Annotated in this window: 22 protein-coding genes; all 22 read left to right on the forward strand. The window is 64.0% G+C overall.

Annotated features, from left to right (window positions below; translation table 11 throughout):
* Positions 1-135: 135 nt before the first annotated feature.
* The 22 genes from X757_RS161675 (at position 136) to X757_RS161575 (ending at position 20,677) form a co-directional block, all read left to right on the forward strand.
* On the forward strand, positions 136-1,947 hold the full coding sequence (locus X757_RS161675; RefSeq protein WP_023686338.1) for a DUF1217 domain-containing protein: 1,812 nt from the start codon (positions 136-138) through the stop codon (positions 1,945-1,947).
* Between the two features lie 7 nt (positions 1,948-1,954).
* Positions 1,955-2,680, forward strand: a complete 726-nt coding sequence (gene flgF, locus X757_RS161670; protein ID WP_023671749.1) for a flagellar basal-body rod protein FlgF — start codon at positions 1,955-1,957, stop codon at positions 2,678-2,680.
* A gap of 4 nt (positions 2,681-2,684) precedes the next feature.
* Positions 2,685-4,106: a flagellar protein export ATPase FliI gene (fliI, locus tag X757_RS161665; protein ID WP_023710976.1), complete on the forward strand. Its 1,422-nt coding sequence runs from the start codon at positions 2,685-2,687 to the stop codon at positions 4,104-4,106.
* Positions 4,093-4,959 (forward strand): hypothetical protein, encoded by an 867-nt coding sequence (locus X757_RS161660; protein WP_023673646.1) that lies wholly within the window; start codon positions 4,093-4,095, stop codon positions 4,957-4,959. The genes fliI and X757_RS161660 overlap by 14 nt, the downstream gene beginning before the upstream one ends.
* A gap of 85 nt (positions 4,960-5,044) precedes the next feature.
* Positions 5,045-5,425, forward strand: a complete 381-nt coding sequence (gene flgB / locus X757_RS161655; RefSeq protein ID WP_023683310.1) for a flagellar basal body rod protein FlgB — start codon at positions 5,045-5,047, stop codon at positions 5,423-5,425.
* A gap of 2 nt (positions 5,426-5,427) precedes the next feature.
* Positions 5,428-5,844: a flagellar basal body rod protein FlgC gene (gene flgC, locus X757_RS161650; protein WP_023686341.1), complete on the forward strand. Its 417-nt coding sequence runs from the start codon at positions 5,428-5,430 to the stop codon at positions 5,842-5,844.
* A complete protein-coding gene (locus tag X757_RS161645; protein WP_023686342.1) occupies positions 5,844-6,179 on the forward strand; it encodes a flagellar hook-basal body complex protein FliE in 336 nt (111 codons plus the stop codon). The genes flgC and X757_RS161645 overlap by 1 nt, the downstream gene beginning before the upstream one ends.
* Positions 6,180-6,190: 11 nt before the next feature.
* Positions 6,191-6,979, forward strand: a complete 789-nt coding sequence (gene flgG / locus X757_RS161640) for a flagellar basal-body rod protein FlgG (RefSeq protein ID WP_023686343.1) — start codon at positions 6,191-6,193, stop codon at positions 6,977-6,979.
* A 6-nt stretch (positions 6,980-6,985) separates the two neighbouring features.
* Positions 6,986-7,513, forward strand: coding sequence for a flagellar basal body P-ring formation chaperone FlgA (flgA, locus tag X757_RS161635; protein WP_023686344.1), 528 nt, complete (start codon positions 6,986-6,988; stop codon positions 7,511-7,513).
* Positions 7,510-8,751, forward strand: a complete 1,242-nt coding sequence (locus tag X757_RS161630; protein WP_023683306.1) for a flagellar basal body P-ring protein FlgI — start codon at positions 7,510-7,512, stop codon at positions 8,749-8,751. The genes flgA and X757_RS161630 overlap by 4 nt, the downstream gene beginning before the upstream one ends.
* A 3-nt stretch (positions 8,752-8,754) precedes the next feature.
* Positions 8,755-9,336 carry a MotE family protein gene (locus tag X757_RS161625; RefSeq protein WP_031195437.1) on the forward strand — a complete coding sequence of 194 codons (582 nt, stop codon included), beginning with the start codon at positions 8,755-8,757 and terminating at the stop codon, positions 9,334-9,336.
* A complete protein-coding gene (gene flgH, locus X757_RS161620) occupies positions 9,333-10,037 on the forward strand; it encodes a flagellar basal body L-ring protein FlgH (protein ID WP_023686346.1) in 705 nt (234 codons plus the stop codon). The genes X757_RS161625 and flgH overlap by 4 nt, the downstream gene beginning before the upstream one ends.
* Before the next feature lie 17 nt (positions 10,038-10,054).
* The gene (locus tag X757_RS161615; protein WP_023686347.1) at positions 10,055-10,555 is read left to right on the forward strand and encodes a flagellar basal body-associated FliL family protein; all 501 of its coding nucleotides are present in this window, start codon (positions 10,055-10,057) and stop codon (positions 10,553-10,555) included.
* An 85-nt stretch (positions 10,556-10,640) separates the two neighbouring features.
* Positions 10,641-11,249, forward strand: coding sequence for a flagellar type III secretion system pore protein FliP (fliP, locus tag X757_RS01000000164465; protein ID WP_023807239.1), 609 nt, complete (start codon positions 10,641-10,643; stop codon positions 11,247-11,249).
* A gap of 210 nt (positions 11,250-11,459) precedes the next feature.
* Entirely contained in the window at positions 11,460-12,344 is an 885-nt protein-coding gene (locus X757_RS161610; protein WP_023683303.1) for a flagellin, read from the forward strand.
* A 281-nt stretch (positions 12,345-12,625) separates the two neighbouring features.
* A complete protein-coding gene (locus X757_RS161605; RefSeq protein ID WP_023683302.1) occupies positions 12,626-13,510 on the forward strand; it encodes a flagellin in 885 nt (294 codons plus the stop codon).
* 189 nt (positions 13,511-13,699) lie between these two features.
* On the forward strand, positions 13,700-15,340 hold the full coding sequence (gene fliF / locus X757_RS161600; protein WP_023725155.1) for a flagellar basal-body MS-ring/collar protein FliF: 1,641 nt from the start codon (positions 13,700-13,702) through the stop codon (positions 15,338-15,340).
* A 3-nt stretch (positions 15,341-15,343) separates the two neighbouring features.
* Positions 15,344-15,970, forward strand: a complete 627-nt coding sequence (locus X757_RS161595) for a hypothetical protein (RefSeq protein ID WP_023686351.1) — start codon at positions 15,344-15,346, stop codon at positions 15,968-15,970.
* A gap of 31 nt (positions 15,971-16,001) precedes the next feature.
* Positions 16,002-17,348, forward strand: a complete 1,347-nt coding sequence (locus X757_RS161590) for a MotB family protein (protein WP_023686352.1) — start codon at positions 16,002-16,004, stop codon at positions 17,346-17,348.
* Positions 17,345-18,775, forward strand: coding sequence for a chemotaxis protein (locus X757_RS161585; RefSeq protein WP_023725156.1), 1,431 nt, complete (start codon positions 17,345-17,347; stop codon positions 18,773-18,775). The genes X757_RS161590 and X757_RS161585 overlap by 4 nt, the downstream gene beginning before the upstream one ends.
* Positions 18,772-20,157, forward strand: coding sequence for a flagellar hook-length control protein FliK (locus X757_RS161580; protein WP_023725157.1), 1,386 nt, complete (start codon positions 18,772-18,774; stop codon positions 20,155-20,157). Before X757_RS161585 ends, X757_RS161580 begins: the two co-directional genes overlap by 4 nt.
* Complete coding sequence (locus X757_RS161575; protein WP_373432824.1) at positions 20,090-20,677, forward strand: transglycosylase SLT domain-containing protein; 588 nt, start codon at positions 20,090-20,092, stop codon at positions 20,675-20,677. The genes X757_RS161580 and X757_RS161575 overlap by 68 nt, the downstream gene beginning before the upstream one ends.
* Positions 20,678-20,826 lie beyond the last annotated feature (149 nt).

The raw sequence follows: 20,826 nt of genomic DNA on the forward strand, positions 1-20,826 counted from the left end.
TTCCGCATCACGTCAGGCCTAACCGATAGCCCCCGTGCCTTGTGTGAGGCTTGAATCATGCAAGGTGAGGCGATTCAGCCTCGCGCAAGCAAGTCCGCATAGTCTTGCTTTTGAAGCTGCGACCGGAGGCATGTCGTGTTGAGCACTTTTACCAGCTACCAGCTCATCGCCAGGGACATCCCCAAGGCGATCGACCGCATCGAGGCGGAGCCGATCACCAAGCGCGACACCGACTACTATCTCGCGAACATCGGCAGCGTGAAATCGATCGACGATTTCGTCAAGAACGACCGGCTGTTCAAATATGCCATGAAAGCCTTCGGTCTCGGCGACATGGCTTACGCCAAGGCCTTCATGGTCAAAGCCCTGAAGGAAGGGGTGTCGGATTCCGACAGCTTCGCCAACAAACTGAGCGACAAGCGTTATGCCGAGTTCGTGTCGGCCTTCAATTTCGCCGCACTTGGCGCTAATGCCACGAGCTACAATTCGGCACAGCAGGGCGTGACCAACAATTATGGTCTCCAGGTCTCGGTCGGCCCTTCGCAGAACGGCTTCACCTACTACAAGGGCGAAACCTCGTACTACCTGAGCAACATTTCCAACGTAAAATCGATCGACGACCTGATGGGCAACGATCGCCTGCTCACCTATGCGATGGCCGCGTTCGGCCTGGACGCCGACGCCGAGCCGGCTGCGACCGTGCGGGCCATGCTGGAAGGCGGCGTCACCGACCCGAACAGCCCCGCAAACACGTCGACAAACAAGGGCTATGCGGCTTTCGTCGCGGCTTTCGACTTTGCCCAATATGGCGACCAGGCTACGGCGCGCGACGCCGTCCAGCAGGCGGTGCCGAAGGCTGTGATCGGCGGAACCGGACTGTTGCTCGTCAAGCCGACCGCGCAATACATCAAGGGCGAGGCCGACTACTACGCAGCCAACATCTCCAAGGTGAAGTCCATCGAAGACCTGCTGAAGGACAAGCGCCTGCTGACCTTCGCCATGGCTGCCTATGGGCTTGATGCATCGACCCAGACGACGAAGCAGATCCGCACCATGGTCAATGGCGGCGTCACCGATCCGTTGAGTCCCGCCAACCTGTTGACCGACAAGAGCTACGCCAACTTCGTCAGCGCCTTTGATTTTGCCCAGTATGGCGATCAGACGATCACGCGCGACGCGGTGCTGAAGACCACGCCGAAGCTCTACACGACCGAGTCCAGTCTTGGCCTCATCAAGCCGAATGCGGACGCCGTCCAGGCCGAGACCAGCTACTACCTCGCCAACATCACCAAGGTGAAATCGGTCGACGACCTGATGGCCGACAGCCGCCTTTATAACTATGCTCTGTCCGCAAGCGGGCTCGATCCGGCGACCACCAACAAGGATCTCGTCCGTGATGTCCTTGAGGGCGGTGTCCGCGATCCCGCCAGTGTCGCCAACAAGCTCTCCAACAAGGCCTATGCCAGGCTCGCCACCTCGTTGAATTTCGAGGCCTACGGCGAAGCGGCAACGACCCGCAGCCCGTCGCAGCAGCCGGTGGTCGACAAATACATGCGCCAGACCCTGGAAGAAGACGCCGGCAAGACCAATGAGGGCGTGCGGTTGGCGCTCTATTTCGAGCGCAAGGCCTCGACCATCACCAACTGGTACGACGTGCTGGCCGACACGGCCCTGGCCAGCGTGGTACGCACCGCCATCGGCCTGCCCGATTCCTTCGCTGCCGCAGATATCGACAAGCAGGCGCAGGCCTTCGACGCAAAGCTCGACCTCACCGATTTCACCGACCCGGCCAAGCTCGAGAAATTCCTCACCCGCTTCACCAGCCTTTGGGAAATCAATCATCCGACCTCGACCGCCCAGACATCGATCGGTGTGCTGTTTGCGCAGCCGACCACCGTCGGCATCTCGACCGATCTGATGATGGCCATGCAGAAACTGAGATTCTGAGAACACCATGCAGGACAGCCTTTACGTCGCCCTTTCCTCGCAGATCGCGCTTGAGCGCCGTCTCGACACCATCGCCGATAATGTCGCCAACGCCTCGACCATCGGCTTTCGCGCCACCGGCGTGAAGTTCGAGGATGTCGTCTCCGGCAGCGGCCCCAAATCGGTGTCCTTCGCCTCCTCCGGCAAGACCTATTTGTCCGGCGCGCATGGCGCGATGACGCAGACCGGCAACCCGTTCGACTTCGCCGTCCAGGGCGATGCCTGGTTCGGCATCGACACCCCGGCCGGCACCGTGATGACGCGCGACGGACGCTTTTCGATGAACGAGAACGGCGAGTTGATGTCGCTCGAAGGCCATCCGGTGCTCGACGCCGGCGGTGCGCCGATCCAGCTCGACCCGCGCGACGGCCCACCCAAGGCGGGCGCCGACGGCTCGCTGCGCCAGGGCGACAAGCTCGTCGGCGCCATCGGCCTGTTCAATTTCGATCCCGGCCCGAATTTCGTCCGCTACGGCAATTCTGGCATCGTGCCCGCGCGTGCGCCGGAGCCGGTCACCGACCGTTCCGATCTCGGCGTCGCGCAGGGCTATGTCGAGGAATCCAACGTCAATCCGGTGCTGGAGATGACGCGCCTGATCATGGTCCAGCGCGCCTTCGAGAACACGGCGGCGCTGATGCGCCAGACCGATGCCTCGACCGACGACGCCATCAAGACGCTCGGCTCCAAGTCGTAGCAGCATGTCGAGCAGCAAATCATCGATACGCGCGCTTGAACGGCAACCGGAGACAGCACCGGAAAACCGGCTGGCTGCGCTGGAGCGGATCTGGCGCCGCTTCGATGACACCGAGACGTTGCTGCGGCGCGGCGGCCGTGTTTCGGAGGTTTCGCCAACGCATTACAAGGTGCGCGGCCTGTCTGAAGTCGCCAGGCTTGGCGACCTCGTCGAACAGCGCGGCAATGCCGGCACGCGCCGCGGCGAGATCGTCAGGATCGGCCGCGACGAAGTCGTCATCGCCCCTTTCGAACGCAGCGCCGACGCCGGCATCGGCGACGCCGTGTTTCGCCGCGGCCCGCTGACGGTAACGCCGCATGCTTCGTGGCGTGGGCGCGCCATCGACGCGCTGACCCGCGTCATCGACGGCGGCCCGCCGCTGATCAGGATCGGCGAGGCTGCGAGCGGCGACGGCACAACGCCCGGCGCCATGGCGCGGCAGCGCGTCGGCACCGCCTTCACGACCGGGGTCAAGGTCATCGACATCTTCACGCCGCTCTGCCTCGGCCAGCGCCTCGGCGTCTTTGCCGGTTCCGGCGTCGGCAAGTCGACGCTGCTCGCCATGCTGGCCGGCGCCGACGCCTTCGACACCGTGGTCGTGGCGCTGATCGGCGAGCGCGGCCGCGAGGTACGCGAATTCCTCGAAGACACGATCGGCGCAGAGAGCATGGCCAAGACGGTCGCCGTCGTCGCTACCAGCGACGAGAGCGCCATGATGCGCCGGCGCGCGCCGGATACCGCCATGCGCGTTGCCGAACATTTTCGCGACCAGGGCCATCGCGTGCTGCTGGTGCTGGATTCGATTACCCGCTTTGCCCATGCGCTGCGCGAGGTAGCGACCGGCACCGGCGAGCCGCCGGTCGCCCGCGGCTATCCCGCTTCGGTTTTCACCGACCTGCCCAAGCTGCTCGAACGCGCAGGCCCGGGCGCTGAAGGCCCCGGTATCAAAGGACAGGGATCAATCACTGCCATCATCTCGGTGCTGGTCGACGGCGACGACCACAACGACCCGGTCGCCGATTCGGTACGCGGCATTCTCGACGGCCATGTCGTGCTCGACCGCGCCATTGCCGAACAGGGCCGCTACCCCCCGGTCAATCCGCTGTCGTCGATCTCGCGCCTCGCCGACAAGGCATGGAGCCCCGAGCAACGCATGCTGGTGACCAGGCTGAAGTCGATGATCTCGCGCTTCGAGGACACGCGCGACATCCGCCTGCTCGGCGCCTATCAGGGCGGCGCCGATGCCGAGCTCGATATTGCCGTGCGCCAGGTGCCGCTGATCTACGAGGCGCTGACGCAGTCGCCCAGGGATCGCGCCTCGAGCGACGCATTCTCCGACCTCGCCCGTCATCTGAAAGGCAAGCAAAGTGTCGATGCAGGAGACTGAGCTTCAGTACACCGAGCGGCTTTTGCGCGAGATGATCGCAGAGGCCAGTGCCGCCGAGGAAGCCCGGGCCAACGAAGCGAGAGCTGTCAGGGCAAAGGCCGATCTCGACAAGGCCGCCAAGGCTGAGGCCATTCTGGCCAGGGCCGCCAGGCCATTCTTGCCCAGGGTAGCCAGCGTAGTCGAGTCCACTGTGCCTCGCTTGGCCGAGCCTGCCTTGCCCAGCGTCGTCAAGCCTGAATTGCCAAGGACCCCTCGCGCCGGCCCCAAAGAAGCGATCGAGACCAGTCGTGACTCGCTTCTCGACGGGCTGTTCCCGGTCACCGAATGGCCGCAGCCGCCAAGGCCGCAATATCCCAGGCTCGACAAGAAATCCGACCGCCGCAGCGATATCGTCTTTGCCGCGCTCGGCATCACGCTTGGCCTGATCTGCGCGCTGTTTCCCTGGTATATCTTCTTCAATCAGGACCAGTTCGGCGTGCAGGCGATCAAGTTCGGCGGCAGCGGCACCAATGCAGGGCGGGTCAGCGGCGGCTCGCAGATGGAGAACAGCGGTCAGCCGCTGACGGCAAACGATGTTCCCGATGTCGACCTGTTCGCCACCGGCACGCTGCAGGACCCCGAGGACAAGACCCAGCCTCCCGGCGTCGACGAGCAGCCCTTCCCGGCGGACGCCAAATTTCGCATGGTTCATGTCGCCAATGGCCGCGCCATGATCGAGGACGATGCCGGCCTGTGGATCGTCCAGCGCGGCTCGAAGCTGCCCGATACCAGCGTCGTCTCGTCGATCGAGCAACGGGGCGGCAAGTGGGTCATGGTCACCAGCACCGACCAGGTGATCGAACTCTCCAAATAGCGGCACACCGGATTTACCCCCGAGCCGCGCAAGGTCCGCGCAAGACTGGCAGCCTAGTCTTGTACGTACCAGCCCGGAGATCCCCATGGAGCCCGTCAATCTTTTCGATCTCGCCGCCAAGCAGTCGCAATGGCTGTCGGTGCGCCAGTCGGCCATTGCCGGCAACATCGCCAACGTCAACACGCCGGGCTACACCGCCGGCGATGTCGAGCCGTTTGAGAAGGTGCTCGACCGCACGGCAGTGTCGCTGACCGCCACCCAGGCAGGCCACCTCGGCACTGCCGCCACTAATGCCGGCTTCACGGTCAAGCCAGAAGAGACGACCGGCGCCATCATGCCCTCGAAGAACACGGTCGTGGTCGAGAACGAACTGATGAAGGCCGGCGAGGTCCGCCGCTCGTTTGAACTCAACACCGCGATCGTCAAGGCCTTCCATTCGATGATGATGATGGCGGTGAAGAGCTGACCATGGACGCCTTGACCTCAGCCCTCAAGATCGCCGCGTCCGGCCTCAGCGCCCAGTCGGACCGCTTGCGCGTCGTCTCGGAAAATCTCGCCAACGCGCAGTCGACCGGCAACACCCCGGGCGCTGACCCCTATCGCCGCAAGACCATCAGTTTCGTCTCGGAACTCGACCGTGCCTCCGGTGGCACGACAGTTGAGGTCAACTCCATCGACCGCGACCCCAGCGACTTTCCCGTCGAATTCCAGCCCGGCAACGAGGCCGCCGACGACAAGGGCTACGTCAAGATGCCCAATGTCAACGTGCTGGTCGAGATGGCCGACATGAGCGAGGCCAACCGCTCCTACGAAGCCAACCTTCAGGTCATCAAGCAGGCGCGTGATCTGATCTCCATGACCATCGACCTGATGAGGAACCAGTAATGATCAGCGGCATTGGCGGTATCGGATCGCTTCCCCTCAAGCCGGAGATCGGTGGCGCCGATACCACGACCGACCTGTTCCAGGGCACCAGGGCGCCGATGGCCGGCAGCGAAATCGGCGCCACCTTCGCCGAAGCGCTGAGCCAGGCTGCTTCAAAGACCGTCAACACCTTGCACAACGCCGAGCAGGTCTCGATCCAGGCGCTCAAGGGCGACGCCGATACCCGTCAGGTCGTCGACGCCGTCATGAGCGCCCAGCAGGCCCTGCAGACCACGATCGCCATCCGCGACAAGGTCGTCTCCGCCTATCTCGAAATCAGCCGTATGGGCATCTGAGGAGACTTGCCGTGAAAGCACTCGCCATCGCAGCGACCGGCATGAATGCCCAGCAGACCAATCTGGAAGTGATCGCCAACAACATCGCCAACATCAACACCACCGGCTACAAGCGCGCGCGCGCCGAATTCTCCGACCTGCTCTACCAGGTCGACCGCACGCAGGGCGTGCCCAACCGCTCCAATTCATCGCTGGTGCCGGAAGGCGTGTCGATTGGCCTTGGCGTCAAGACGACGGCGGTGCGCAACGTCCATACCCAGGGCGAACTGACCTCGACCGGCAACAGTTTCGACATGGCGCTGACCGGCCGAGGCTGGTTCCAGATCGAGGGCGCCGACGGCGGCACACTCTACAGCCGCGCCGGCGCCTTCAACACCAACGCCACCGGCCAGCTGGTGACCGTCGACGGCGCCAATGTCATCCCGGCCATCACCGTGCCGACCGATGCCATCGAAGTCGTGGTCAACAAGACCGGCCAGGTCTTTGCCCGCATCGACGGCCAGACCGACCTCCAGCTGCTCGGCCAGCTGCAACTCGCCAACTTCGCCAATGAAGCCGGCCTGGCGCCGCTCGGCGATAATCTGTTCCAGGAAACGCCGGCCTCGGGCCCGGCCAATGTCGGCGTGCCCGGCGATCCCGGCTTCGCCTCGGTCGAGCAGGGTTATCTCGAGGCCTCCAACGTCGATCCTGTCAAGGAAATCACCGAGCTGATCTCGGCGCAGCGCGCCTATGAGATGAACTCCAAGGTCATCCAGGCCGCCGACGACATGGCCTCCGTCGTGTCCAAGAACATCAGGTAAGGTTTGATGCTCTCTCCGGCCTCCCGCTCCGCGCTTTGCCGCACCGCGCTGATGCTCGCGCTGGTAGCCGGCGGTGTGCCGGCGTTTGCCCAGGAGAGCGCAGACCAGCAGACCAGCACCCACGTCGCGAGCAGTCAGGCAACCGGCGAGATCGTTCTGATCCCCAACCGGGTCATTTATCCCGGCGAGATGATCGACACCGGCGTGCTGAAACCGGTGACGCTGCTCCCCGGAAAGCACAGGCCGGATGCGGTCGCCACGCAGGCCATGGAACTCCAGGGCAAGGTCGCCAAGCGCACGCTGCTGCCCGGCCGCTACATCCCGGCCGCCGCCATCCGCGACGCCTGGCTGGTCGAACAGGGCGCCGCCGTGCAGGTCTATTTCATCGCCGGCGACCTCACCATTTCGGCTACGGCGGTGTCGCTGCAGCCGGGTGCCGCCGGCGATTTGATCAAGGTCCGCAACACAGACAGCGGCAAGATCTTTTCCGGCACGGTGATGGCGGACGGCACCGTCCGGGTCAGCGCGTCATGAGACGCGGAGCTGCCCTTCTGCTCGCGACCGTTGTCGGCCTGCAGCCGGCGCTGGCCGACGGTCTTACGCCGAAGCAAAAGCGCGATCTTGCCGGCCAGAATGGCGGCGCCTTTGTCGATCCCGAATATGATCCGGCCACCACCAACCGCATGTTCAGGGTCTCCAACGGCCCAAGCTCTCTGCCACCCGGCCAGGTCGCATCGCGCATCAAGGACATTGCGCAGCTGCAGGCTTCGCGCGACAACCAGCTCGTCGGCTACGGCCTCGTCATCGGCCTCGCCGGATCGGGCGACAGCCTGCGCAATTCGCCCTTCACCGAACAGTCGATCCGCGCCATGCTCGAAAATCTCGGCATCGCCACCGAAGGCGGCAGCGCGCGGGCCAAGAACGTCGCCGCCGTCATCGTCACCGCCAACATGCCGCCTTACGTGCAGTCGGGCGCCCGCATCGACATCGACGTCTCCTCGATGGGCGACGCCACATCGCTTGCCGGCGGCACGCTGATAATGACGCCACTGAAGGCGGCCGATGGCGAAATCTATGCTGTCGGGCAAGGCTCGGTCATCGTTTCCGGCTTCACTGCCCAGGGCGATGCCGAAAAGCTGACGCAGGGCGTGCCGACGGCCGGCCGCGTGCCCAACGGCGCCATCGTCGAGCGCACGGTGCGCGCCGAATTCGAGGACCAGGCGCTGCTCACCTTGCAATTGCGCAACCCCGATTTCTCCACTGCCGTTCGCATCGCCGACGCCATCAACGGCTACACCTCGCAACGCTTCGGCATGCGCGTGGCGGCGGAGCGCGATGCACGTACCGTGCAGATCAGGCGGCCGAAGAATGTTTCGGCGGCGCGCTTCTACGCCGAGATCGAGAATTTGGTGGTCGAGACCGACACGCCGGCACGCGTCGTCATCGACGAACGCACCGGCACCATCGTCATCGGCAACGAGGTCAAGATCTCGCGGGTGGCGATCAGCCACGGCACGCTCACCGTGCGCATCACCGAACAGCCGAAGATCGTCCAGCCGGAACCGTTCTCCAAGGGCGTGACAGCGGAGGAACCCTTCACCACCATCGATGCCACGCGGCCTGACGCCCGCGTCAATGTGCTCGACGGACCGAACCTCGAAACGCTGGTGTCGGGCCTCAACCGTCTCGGCGTCAAGCCGGACGGCATCATTGCCATTTTGCAAGGCATCAAGTCGGCCGGCGCTTTGCAGGCCGATCTGGTTCTCCAATAGGCCATGCCGATGATCGATTTCTTTTCCCAAAAGCAGCACCGCCGAAGCGCGGCCTTGGCAGCTTGCGTCATCGCCGCCACCGTCCTTGCCGGCGGCACTGTCCGCGCGGAAGAAGCGGTGCGGCAGGTTCTGCCTGGCGGGCAACAGCCGGCGGCAATGCAGCAGCTGGTCCGCGAGAAGGTGCCCGATGAAAGCGAGATCCAGCGCTTCTGCTCCAACATCGCCGACGCCGCCCGCGACCGCCGTTACGCGCTGCAGGCCGAAGAGTTGAAGCAGTTGCAGGCTGGCATCGACCAGCGCATGAAGGCGCTGGACGACAAGCGCGCCGAATACGAGCAATGGCTGAAGCGGCGTGAAGTTTTCCTGGCCCGCGCCGAGGATGGCGTCGTCAAGATCTATGCCGGCATGAAACCGGATGCCGCGGCCGAGCGCCTGGCCATGGTCAACACTGATCTCGCCGCCGCCATCCTGATGAAACTCGATTCGCGCAAGGCCGGCGTCATTCTCAACGAAATGGACCAGAAGGCGGCAGCCACGCTCACCGGCATTATGGCCAGCGCGGCGCGAAGGGTAGACCCGTCATGAAGTCGCATATACTCGCCCTGGTCGCCACCGCTTCACTTGCCGGCTGCGCCTCCGACCCCAGGGAGATCGGCAGGGAGCCGGCGCTGTCGCCGGTTGGCGCCGGCATTACCGGCAGCGTCAATGCGCCCTACTCCTATCCCGAAACGCCACCCGCGCCAGTGAAGAAATTCTCGCTGTGGGATGATCGCCAGAGCCGGTTGTTCACCGACCCACGCGCGCTGCGCGATGGCGACATCCTCACCGTCAGGATCAAGCTCAACGACAAGGCCAACTTCAAGAACCAGAACGACCGCAGCCGCACCGCCGGGCGCAAGCTCGGCTATGACGTCAACCTCGGATGGGAAGGTGCCACCACCAGCGGCAAGGGCGACGCGGGGCTGAGCTCCACCACCGAAACCAATGCGGACGGCGAAATCAAGCGCTCGGAGAACCTCGAGCTCAACGTCGCCGCCGTCGTCACCGAAGTCCTGCCCAACGGCAATCTGATGATCCGGGGCTCACAGGAGGTGCGCGTCAATTACGAGCTCAGGGTGCTGACCATCGCCGGCATGGTGCGTCCATCCGATATCGGCGCTGAAAACACCATCTCTTATGAACGCATCGCCGAGGCGCGCATCTCCTATGGCGGCCGCGGCCGCGTCAGCGAAATCCAGCAGCCCGCTTACGGTCAGCAGATCCTCGACCAAGTCCTCCCCTTTTAGGACTGGAGAACGGCGCCGTGGCAAATGTCGAACAGGTTCAGCAAAAAAAGGGCCCGTCGCTTGTCATCCAGCTTGCGATGCTGCTGGCGATGACGGGCGCCGCGATCGGCATGGGCTGGATGTCCGGCGGCTATCTGAAGGGCGTCGGGGGACCGGTGCCGGTGCCCGCCGCGCCCGAGAACCAGTCCAACGCCGAGCAACCGAGCAAGGCGGCCGAACATGCGCCCGGCACCGGGCCGACGCTTGTCCAGCTGGCGCCGATCACCACCAATCTGGCTTCGCCTGCCGACACCTGGATAAGGCTGGAAGCGTCGGTGGTCTACGATGCGCCGCAGCCGCCGGAACTTACCGAAAGCATTCACCAGGACCTGCTTGCCATGGTCCGCACCCTGAAGATGCATCAGATCGAAGGCGCCAGCGGCTACCAGCATTTGAAAGCCGACCTCGAGGAGCGCGCCGCAATCCGCAGCGGTGGCCATGCCAAACAGGTTCTGATCAGGACATTGCTGCTCGAATGAGAAAACTCGTCCTCGCCGCCGCGATCGTCGTCGCCGCNTCAGACGTGTGCTCTTCCGATCTGCCACCGTCGGCTATATCATCCAGATGTTCGGTCTGATCACCGTGCTGTCGGTGGCGCCGGGCCTGTTGATCATGGTGACGAGCTTCACCCGCTTCGTCATCGCCTTCTCGATCCTGCGCGCCGGCATCGGCCTGCAGTCGACGCCGGCCAATCTGATCCTGATCTCGCTGTCGCTGTTCATGACCTTCTACGTCATGGCGCCGACCTTCGACCAGGCCTGGAACACCGGCGTCAAGCCGCTGATGGACAACCAGATCAGCCAGACCGAGGCGTTCGAAAAGATTTCGGACCCGTTCCGCACCTTCATGCTGCACAATGTCCGCGACAAGGACTTCGACCTGTTCGCCGATCTCGCCCGCGAACGCGGCCAGGTCGTTGCCAGGGACACCGTCGACCTGCGCATCCTGGTGCCGGCCTTCATGATCTCCGAAATCCGCCGCGGCTTCGAGATCGGCTTCCTGATCGTGCTGCCGTTCCTCGTCATCGACCTGATCGTCGCCACCATCACCATGGCCATGGGCATGATGATGCTGCCGCCGACCGTCGTTTCGCTGCCCTTCAAGATCCTGTTCTTCGTCCTCATCGACGGCTGGAACCTGCTTGTCGGCAGCCTGGTGCGCTCCTTCACCTGACCGTCCGCGCGCCGTTGGCGCCTTGCTAAAGTTTTATGCAATATATTTCCGGTTAACCGTCCCGTTTAGCCCTTTGGTAGGGACTTGCCCGCATATTGCTCGCAGATGGCGGGTGATCGGGTCTCACGATCATTGGCATGATGCCGCTCCGTCATACCGGAAAAGCCGGTATGTCAAAAACACCCTGTAAAAATCAAGGTACGAGTAGCCATGTCCAGTATCATGACGAACGCCTCGGCGCTGACCGCGCTGCAGAGCCTGAACAACACCAACAAATCCCTCGAGCAGACGCAGGCCCGCATCTCGACCGGCTACCGCGTTGCCACCGCTTCCGACAACGCCGCTTACTGGTCGATCGCGACCTCGATGAAGTCCGACAACAAGGCCAACTCGGCCGTGCAGGACGCCCTCGGCCTCGGCGCCGGCAAGGTTGACACCGCCTACACCGCCATCAACGACGTCAAGGACCAGGTCGACCTGATCAAGACCAAGCTGGTCACTGCCCGTAGCGCCTCGAAGGAAGACCAGCAGAAGATCGCGACCGAAATCAACGCCATCCAGGCGCAGATCAAGTCCTCGGTCGCCAACGCCAACTTCGCCGGCTCGAACCTGCTGCAGAACGACGCTGCCGCTGCGTCCGACCTGAAGATCGTTGCGGCTTACAACCGTACCGGCGCGACCGTCACCATCGACACCATCGACGTCAAGGCAGCCGATACGCAGGTTCTCGATGTCGCCGGCACGGGCGGCATCGTCGGCGGCCTGCTCGCCGCTGCCTTCTTCGACCCGAGCACCACGGCGGTTACCCCCGCCGCCATCGACACCGCGCTCGGCACTGTTGAAACCGCGCTTGCCAAGCTGTCCACCGGCGCTGCCTCGCTCGGCGCCGCCAAGTCGCGCATTGACACCCAGAAGAGCTTCCTGTCGAACCTGTCGGACTCGATCGACAAGGGCGTCGGCGCGCTGGTCGACGCCGACATGAACAAGGAATCGACGCGGCTGCAGGCCCTGCAGGTCCAGCAGCAGCTCGGCATCCAGGCGCTGTCGATCGCCAACGGCAACTCGCAGTCGATCCTGTCGCTCTTCCGCGGCTGATCTCTCGACATTACGACTGACACCATCCGTCGGGCCGCGCCAACAGCGCGGCCCGATTTCTTTTGCGGCTGTTGATTGTCTTGCTGAATGGCTGCCGATTTTTGCTCTTGGCCAGCGCCCTGAATGGCTTGGTTTAACAGGCCGTTAACCATATCCCGGTAGTCATGGTTAACCATTCCATGGCGGGCAGACCATACGGTCGATGGGCTTATGCCTACCCCCTTGATGAAGTTGATCCGGCGTGTTCGGGACACGCCAGTGTTTGAAAAGGGGTAAATATCTTGGCTAGCATCATGACGAACGCTTCGGCTCTGACCGCGCTGCAGAGCCTGAACAACACCAACAAGCAGCTTGAAACCACCCAGTCACGCATTTCGACCGGCTACCGCGTCGCCACCGCCAGCGACAACGCCGCCTACTGGTCGATCGCCACCACGATGAAGTCCGACAACAAGGCGCTTTCGGCCGTTCAGGACGCGCTTGGCCTCGGCGCCGGCAAGGTCGATACCGCCTACACCGCCATCACCGACATCAAGGACCAGGTCGACCTGATCAAGGCCAAGCTGGTCACTGCACGCAGCGCCAGCAAGGACGACCAGCAGAAGATCGCGACCGAAATCAAGGCCATCCAGGACCAGATCAAGTCGTCGGTCACCAACGCCTCCTATGCCGGCTCGAACCTGCTGCAGAACGACGCTGCTGCGACCTCCGACCTGAAGATCGTCGCGTCCTATAACCGCACCGGCACGACCGTCGCCATCGACACCATCGACGTCAAGGCGGCCGACACGCAGGTTCTCGATCTTCCTGGCACTGGCGGCATCGTCGGCGCTCTGCTGGCGACGACCTTCTTCGATCCCAGCACCACCCAGGTCCTCCCGGCGGCCATCGACACCGCACTCGGCGCCGTTGAAACGGCGCTTGCCAAGCTGTCCACGGGTGCCGCCTATCTCGGCGCCGCCAAGTCGCGCATCGACACCCAGAAGAGCTTCCTGTCGAACCTCTCGGACTCCATCGACAAGGGCGTCGGCGCGCTGGTCGACGCCGACATGAACAAGGAATCCACGCGGCTGCAGGCCCTCCAGGTCCAGCAGCAGCTCGGCATCCAGTCGCTGTCGATCGCCAACGGCAACTCGCAGTCGATCCTGGCGCTGTTCAAGCAGTAAGCCTGACCCGGCTTTCTCTTCCTTGAATAGGCCGCGCCAACAGCGCGGCCCTTTCCTGTATGGGTGTGTTTTGACGCATGTCGTTGACCCGGAACCGCTGCACACTTCCGGGCGACATGCTCTATCATCTTCGCACAAGCTTCGCGGTCTAGTGTTCCCACGGAATATCATGCTGGGAGCGCTTGAATCGTGCCGCAACAGATCCAGAGCATCATCTCGAATCTCAGGGCATTTGGCGTCAGGCGCCTTGCCATGCTGGCCGGCATTGCCGCATTGGTGATGGCCGTCATCGGCATCGGCTCGGTCTATCTCAACCGCCCGGCCTATGAGACGCTCTATGTCGGGCTCGATCGCTCCGACGTGAACCAGATCGGCCTGGTGCTCGGCGAAGCCGGCATCGGCTTCGACGTCGGCTCCGACGGCACCTCCGTGCTGGTGCCGGCCGGCACCACCGCGCAGGCGCGCATGCTGCTCGCCGAAAAGGGCCTGCCGACCAGCGCCAATGCCGGCTACGAACTGTTCGACAATGTCGGTTCTCTTGGCCTGACCTCCTTCATGCAGCAGATCACCCGCGTGCGCGCGCTGGAAGGCGAGATCGCCCGCACCATCCAGTCGATATCCGGCATCAAGGCCGCCCGCGTTCACATCGTCATGTCCGAGCGCGCCAATTTCCGCCGCGACGAACAGCAACCCTCCGCCTCGGTGGTCATCCGCTATTCCGGCATCGACGCCGAAAAGAGCGCCATGTCGATCCGCCATCTCGTCGCCGCCGCCGTGCCGGGCCTGTCGGCCGACAAGGTTACCGTGCTCGATTCCAACGGCAACCTTCTCGCCGCCGGCGACGATCCCTCCAACACAAGTGCTGCCCGCACGCTCGGCGTCGAGCAGACCGTCGAGGCGCAGATCGGCGACAACATCCGCCGCGCGCTGACGCCTTATCTCGGCCCCGACAATTTCCGCGCCAGCGTCAAGGCCGATGTCAACACCGACACCCGCCAGACCGAAGAGACGATCTTCGATCCGGAGTCACGCGTGGAGCGTTCCGTGCAGTCGGTGCGCGCCAACGAAAACAGCAATCAGAGGCAGGCCTCGACCCCGGCCACCGTCGAGCAGAACCTGCCCGAGACCCAGGCGACCAGCACCGATGGTCCGCAGACGTCATCGGAGAATGATCGCAAGGAGGAGATCACCAATTACGAGATCAACTCCAAGAAGATCGCCACAGTCTCGAACGGCTATTCCGTCACCAAGATGTCGATCGCCGTCGTCGTCAATCAGCAGCGGCTGATGACCATCCTCGGCAAGGACGCAACGCCCGAGCAGATCGCCAAGCGCGTTGCCGACATCCAGAAGATGGTGGCTTCGGCCACTGGCTTCGACGACAAGCGCGGCGACATCATCGATGTCTCGGCCGTCGAGTTCATCGACGGGCTCGACGGCGAGGCGGTCGAACAGCCGGGCATAATGGCGTCGATCGGAACCCATGCCGGTACGATGATCAACGCCGGCGCTTTCATCGTCGTGGTGTTCCTGGTCGCCTTCTTCGGCCTGAGGCCGATGGCCACCGCGCTGAGCGCGCGGCCGACGCCGGCACTTGCCGGTCGGAGCTTCGACGACGTCCAGCGTTCACTGCCGACACCCGAAGCCGCCAGCGCCGAACAGGCGCCGGCTGCCTTGCCCGGCAGCCGCCCAGGCCCGACTCCACTCGACGATCTTCGTCAGAAGATCAGGCCGGCGCCGCAGGAGCGGCTTGCCCGCATGGTCGACATCAATGAGGAGCGCACCGCGCAGATCCTGCGCAAATGGGCGGCCCAGGAAGCAGCGGTATAGACCATGGCCTCGGCAGCGCTTTTCGACCTTTTGCCGGATTTCGGCGCACGCAGCCAGCGTGCCGGCCAGCCCTCGCTCGCCGCCATGGCCGAGCCAAGGCCGGAGACGTCGGCGCCGCAGGCCGACATCGGCGCGCTGATCGCCGAAGCGGTCATCGATGCCGAAGCCGCCCTTGAAGCCCGCCTTGCCATCGCCCACCAGGCAGCGCTCGAGGCGCAGAGACAGGCCAACGCCGATGAAGCAAAGGCCTTTCTAGAAAGTTTCGGCGGCGATCTCGGCGCGGTCGTCACTGCCCGTATCGAGATCATGGAGGCCAAGGTCAGCGACCTCGTCGGCGCCACCATTGCGCGCATCATTGGCGGCCTTGTCAGCGACGATCTGCAGAAGCGTTCGCTGGAAACCCTTGCCGGCACGATCCGCGAAGCCGTCGGCGACAGCGAGGCGGTGCGCATCGCCGTGCGCGGACCGCTGTCATTGTTCGAGACGCTGAAGGCTTCGCTCGGCCCACGCGCGGCCAATCTCGATTTCGTCGAGGCGCCCGGCTTCGACCTTACCGTCGCCATTGACGAGGCGGTGTTCGAAACCCGCATTGCCGAATGGTCGGCCGCCTTGTCGGAGGCCCTGTCATGAGCGAGGGCCCTCTTACGAACGAGTGGACGTCATGAGCGTTGTCGAGGCCGCAGACGCCAGGCATGAGATCATCATCGTGCGGCGCAACCACGACGACCACGACGACGCCCACCATGGCGGCGTCTGGAAGATCGCCTTTGCCGATTTCATGACTGCCATGATGTGCTTCTTCCTCGTCATGTGGCTGATCAACGCCGCCAACGAGCAGACCAAGGCAGCCGTCGCCAGCTACTTCAATCCGGTCAAGCTGGTCGATCGCAACGCCAGCCGCAAGGGCCTCGAAGACCTCGGCGATGGCCCGAGCAAGGTCGGGCTGACGGCGGACGACCCGCGGGACAAGACCAGCAAGGCCGGACAGGACGGCGTCGGCGGCGCCGGTACTTCCGACAAGAAGCAATCGAAGGAATCGGCGCCGAAGACCGATCTTTCCGACGAGCATCTGTTTGCCGATCCCTATGCGGTGCTGTCGGAAATCGCCACCGACACCGGCGTCATGCAAAATGTCAGCGAGAAGGGCGATGGCGGCGCGCAGGCGTCCGGCCCGGCTACCGGCGCATCCGGTGGCCAATCCTACCGCGACCCGTTCGCGCCGGATTTCTGGTCGCAGCAGGTGGCTGCACCAGGCGCCGAAGCCACCGCCGAACGCACCAAGATCGAAGGCGATCCGCTGAAGCCGGGTGACAAGGCGGCACAGACGCAAGTGGCGGAGGTGAAGGCCGTGCCGGCCGCGCCGCCAGTGGCCGCGGCGCCGCTCGAGCCGCTGGCGAAATCCGTTTCCGATAAGCCGCTGACCAAGGCTGAAGCCAAAGCAGAGGCCAAGGCTGAAGCAGCGAAGGCCGAAATTGCAAAGGCCGAAGCCGCCGAAGCACAACCCGCACCCAAACCCGAAGCCGCGGAAAAAGCGCCGACGGCCGCCACTGTTAGAGCCGCGGCGCAGGTCAAGCAGGAACTGGCCGAGGCCTTCAAGCCAGGCGACAAATTGCATAATGGCGTCTCCGTCGAAGCCACCGACAAGGGTGTCGTCATTTCGATCACGGACCAGTTCGATTTCGGCATGTTCGAGATCGGATCGGCGGTGCCTAGGCGTGAACTGGTGCTGGCGATGGAAAAGATCGGCCGCATCGTCAACGAGCAGAAAGGCACGATCAGCATCAACGGCCACACCGACGCGCGGCCGTTCCGCAGCGACACTTACGACAATTGGCGGCTGTCCACGGCGCGCGCCCATTCCGCCTATTACATGCTGGTGCGCGGCGGCGTCGACGAGCGCCGCATCACCGAGGTCGCCGGCTTCGCCGATCGCGAGCCGAAAATTGCAGCCGACCCGATGGCGGCCGCGAACCGCCGCATCGAAATCCTGATGGCGACCGACGGATGAGGCGCGCCGCCATCATCGGCCGCGCCGTCGGGCTGCTGCTGCTGAGCGCTGTCCATCCGCCATCGGCCTTCGCCGAGGACGGCTTGCAGCCCTATCAGCTGGTGCGCTCGCTGCAGCTTGTGCAGGACCGCATCGCCGCCGGCGATCACGCCGCGCTGCCGATGCAGGCCAAGCTGCTCGAAATGGCCGACACAAGGCTGCGCGCGGCGGACGCAGATGATTTCAGCGACCCGAAGAATTTTCGCGCCTTGCTGGTCTATGGCATGAGTGGCGGCAACCCCGTCACCGTCGAGGCGGCGGTGTCGCGCGCCAAGACCGACCCGCAAAGCCTGACCATCGCCAAGGGCATTGTCGATTATCTGAACGGCCGGCAGGCGGCTGCGATCGAGGCGCTGAAGCCGATCGATCCGATGACCCTGCCCCCCGATCTCGGTGCCTTTCTGGCGCTGGTCAAGGGCTCGCTTCTCGCCACCGAGCAACCGGTCAGCGCGCTTGCGCTGCTCGACGATGCTCGCCTGCTCAGCCCCGGCACGCTGGTCGAGGAAGCAGCACTGCGCCGCTCGGTCGGCATCGCCGCCGCGCAAGGCGACGGTGCGCGTTTCGCGCTTGCCTCAACCCAATACGTCGAAGACTACCTCTATTCGCCCTATGCCAGCCAGTTCGCCGACGCCTTCGTCTCCGGCGTCATCACGCTGCACATGGCGATCAGCCAGGACAAGCTCGCCGACATCACCGCAATGATGGATCCAGAACGCGAGAAGGTGATCTATCTGCGCATCGCCCGCCGCGCCGCGATCGACGGCTTTGCCGATCTCTCCGCCTTTGCCTCGGCCAGGGCTGAACGGGGCCGCGACGGCATCCACAATCAGGACGATCCGCGCGCCCAGCTCTATTCCAGCCTGTCCACGGTAACGTCCGGCACCATCGGCGAGGTCCGCGCCAAGCTGGACAAGATCGATCGCAACCAGCTTTCGCAAAGCGACCGCGACCTGCTCGATGCCGCGCAGGCCGTGGCGGGTGAAGTCATCGCCCCGCCGGCGCCGCTGCCTGCCGAAAAGCCCGCACCTGCCGCGGCCAGGCAGGAGCCGGTCAAGACCGCGGCCGTGGAAAGACCCGACGAGCCAGAGCTGCCGCCGGTCGAAGGCGCGATGCCGGAACAGCCAGCCGTCACAACATCGAGTGAACCGGCAGCAACCGACCGACCGAAGGCGGCAAGTGAACCGGCCGCGCAGGCACCAAGCACGCCAGAGGCAAAGGCGGCGGAAACGCCTGCAGTCGCCTCGGCCAGCGATGCGGCTCCGGTCGTGCCGGCATCGGTGCCGGCCCCCGCCGCAGTAGAGCCTACCGATCCCACCGACGCCGCCATGGCGAGGACGCGTCGCCAGCTCGATTTGATCGACCAGATGCTTGGAGCAGCCCCGAAATGACCACCAATGTTGGCCAGGCCCTGCCGGCTCCCGCGCACGCCGGATCGAAGCAGTCGGCCTCAAACGCCAAGGGCGGCGACAAAAGCTTCGGCGACATGGTGCGCGGCGACGACGATGCGCCGACACCGATAGGCCAGGGAGCAATTGAGGCCGCATCGCACGAGCCGCATTGGGCCAAACGCGGCCCTGCCGGTCCCGGCAAAAGCGAAATCCCACACACCCAGTCTGGCAAAACGGGGACGAAATCCGCTGCCGGCAAGGCCGCAAAAGAACATGCCGATAGTGGCCCGGACAAACCATCCAAGGACGCTGAGGTGGCCGGACGAGACGCGGATGCAGGATCGCTGCAGGATCATTTGCCACTGGTGCTGGCGTTGCACGATATCAGGCATTTCTCAATGGTCCGGACAAGCGGGAACGGCATCGCGACGAATGGACAGACTGGGCAACCGGCGCCCGCTGGCGAGGCCATTTCTGCACAGACGTCGCCTCTGAAGAGACACCGCGCAGCGTCCGGCATTGACAACAGACTCGACACGACGACGCGATCGGAACGGGCCAAGCCCGGTACCAGCGTTTCCGCACAGGATCAGGGGCAAAAGCTGCCCGCGATCGGGCTCCAGTCCGGCAAACTGCCGCACCAGGATGGTCCGACGCCTCCTCTACCGGCGGACCAGACGGCAAGCGACGTTTCGGCACCCGCGGCAAAACGGTCCGCGCCGTCGGCGAAGTCCGTCGATGGAGCCCATTCCGCGGCATCGTCCACACAGGGAAAACAGCCGCCATTCGCTGCGCGCGTCGACATTGTCGCCGAACAGAGCTTCCCCGCGCCGGCGCATAGTCCGATAAACCAAACGACTTCGGCGCTTATCGACGCGCTGGCTTCGGATAACGGCCTGCGGCAAGCGGTTTCGACGCCGTCGACGACCGCCCAGACGGCCGGTTCTGTTGCCGTTCCGACACATATATTGAAGATCGAGCTTCACCCGGCAGAGCTCGGCATGGTCACCGCCAGTCTCAGGCTTTCCGGAGAACAACTTTCGATAGAATTGAAGCCCGAAACCCATGAGGCTTACCGCCGTCTCGCCACCGACAGCGACGCCATCGTGAAGTCGTTGCGCGGGCTCGGCTTCGATGTCGACAAGGTGACCATCCTGCAACCCTCGATAGCGATCCACGCAGCGGCCCGCAGCGATGCAGCGAACTCGCATCCAATGCCGCAAGGCCGCGACCAGTCCGCTTTTCAGCCCGGAAACTCGAGCGGCAACAATACGGGTTCGGGCGGCCACCAGTCGGGAAGAAACCGCAATGACGATGCCCAGGAATTCGGCCGCGCTGGCGCGCCTGCTCGCGAGCGTGCTGGCGACGATATGTTTATCTAGCCTCGCCACCAAGCCGGCCACCGCCGCCACCAACCCTTGCGAGCCCGAGATTTTGCGTGCCGCCGATCGCTATGGCGTGCCGGCCGGCATCCTCTATGCGGTCGGACTGACCGAGACCGGCAAGAAGGGAAGCCTGCAGCCTAATGCGTTGAATATAGAGGGGAAAGCGGTATTTCCAAGGAACCGCACCGAGGCCCTGGCCGCCTTCGAAGCAGCCCGGCGCGAGGGCAAGACACTCATCGATCTCGGCTGCATGCAGATCAACCATCACTATCACGCCGCGCATTTCCGCAGCGTCGACGACATGCTGGACCCGCGCCAGAATGTCGACTATGCCGCGCGCTTCCTGGCCAGCCTGCATGCGCGTCATGTCAGCTGGTCGATGGCCGTCGCCCGCTACCACGCCGGCCCCGACAATGACCCCGCGCAGAAATTCTATGTCTGCCGCGTCATCGCCAATATGGTCGCCACCGGCTTCGGCAAATGGACCCCGAACGCCCGCAACTTCTGCAACCATTAGGTGAATCATCTCTTGCGAACGGCTGCAAATCCACGCCCGGCGGGTGACGTGCCACGTCACCCGTTCGGCAACCAACGATACAACCTCCTGATTGCGGTTATTTCGAAACTCGAAATAACTCCCAAGAAAATAGCTACAAGAAATGATGG

The sequence above is a fragment of the Mesorhizobium sp. LSHC412B00 genome (assembly GCF_000503035.1).
GTDB lineage: Bacteria > Pseudomonadota > Alphaproteobacteria > Rhizobiales > Rhizobiaceae > Mesorhizobium.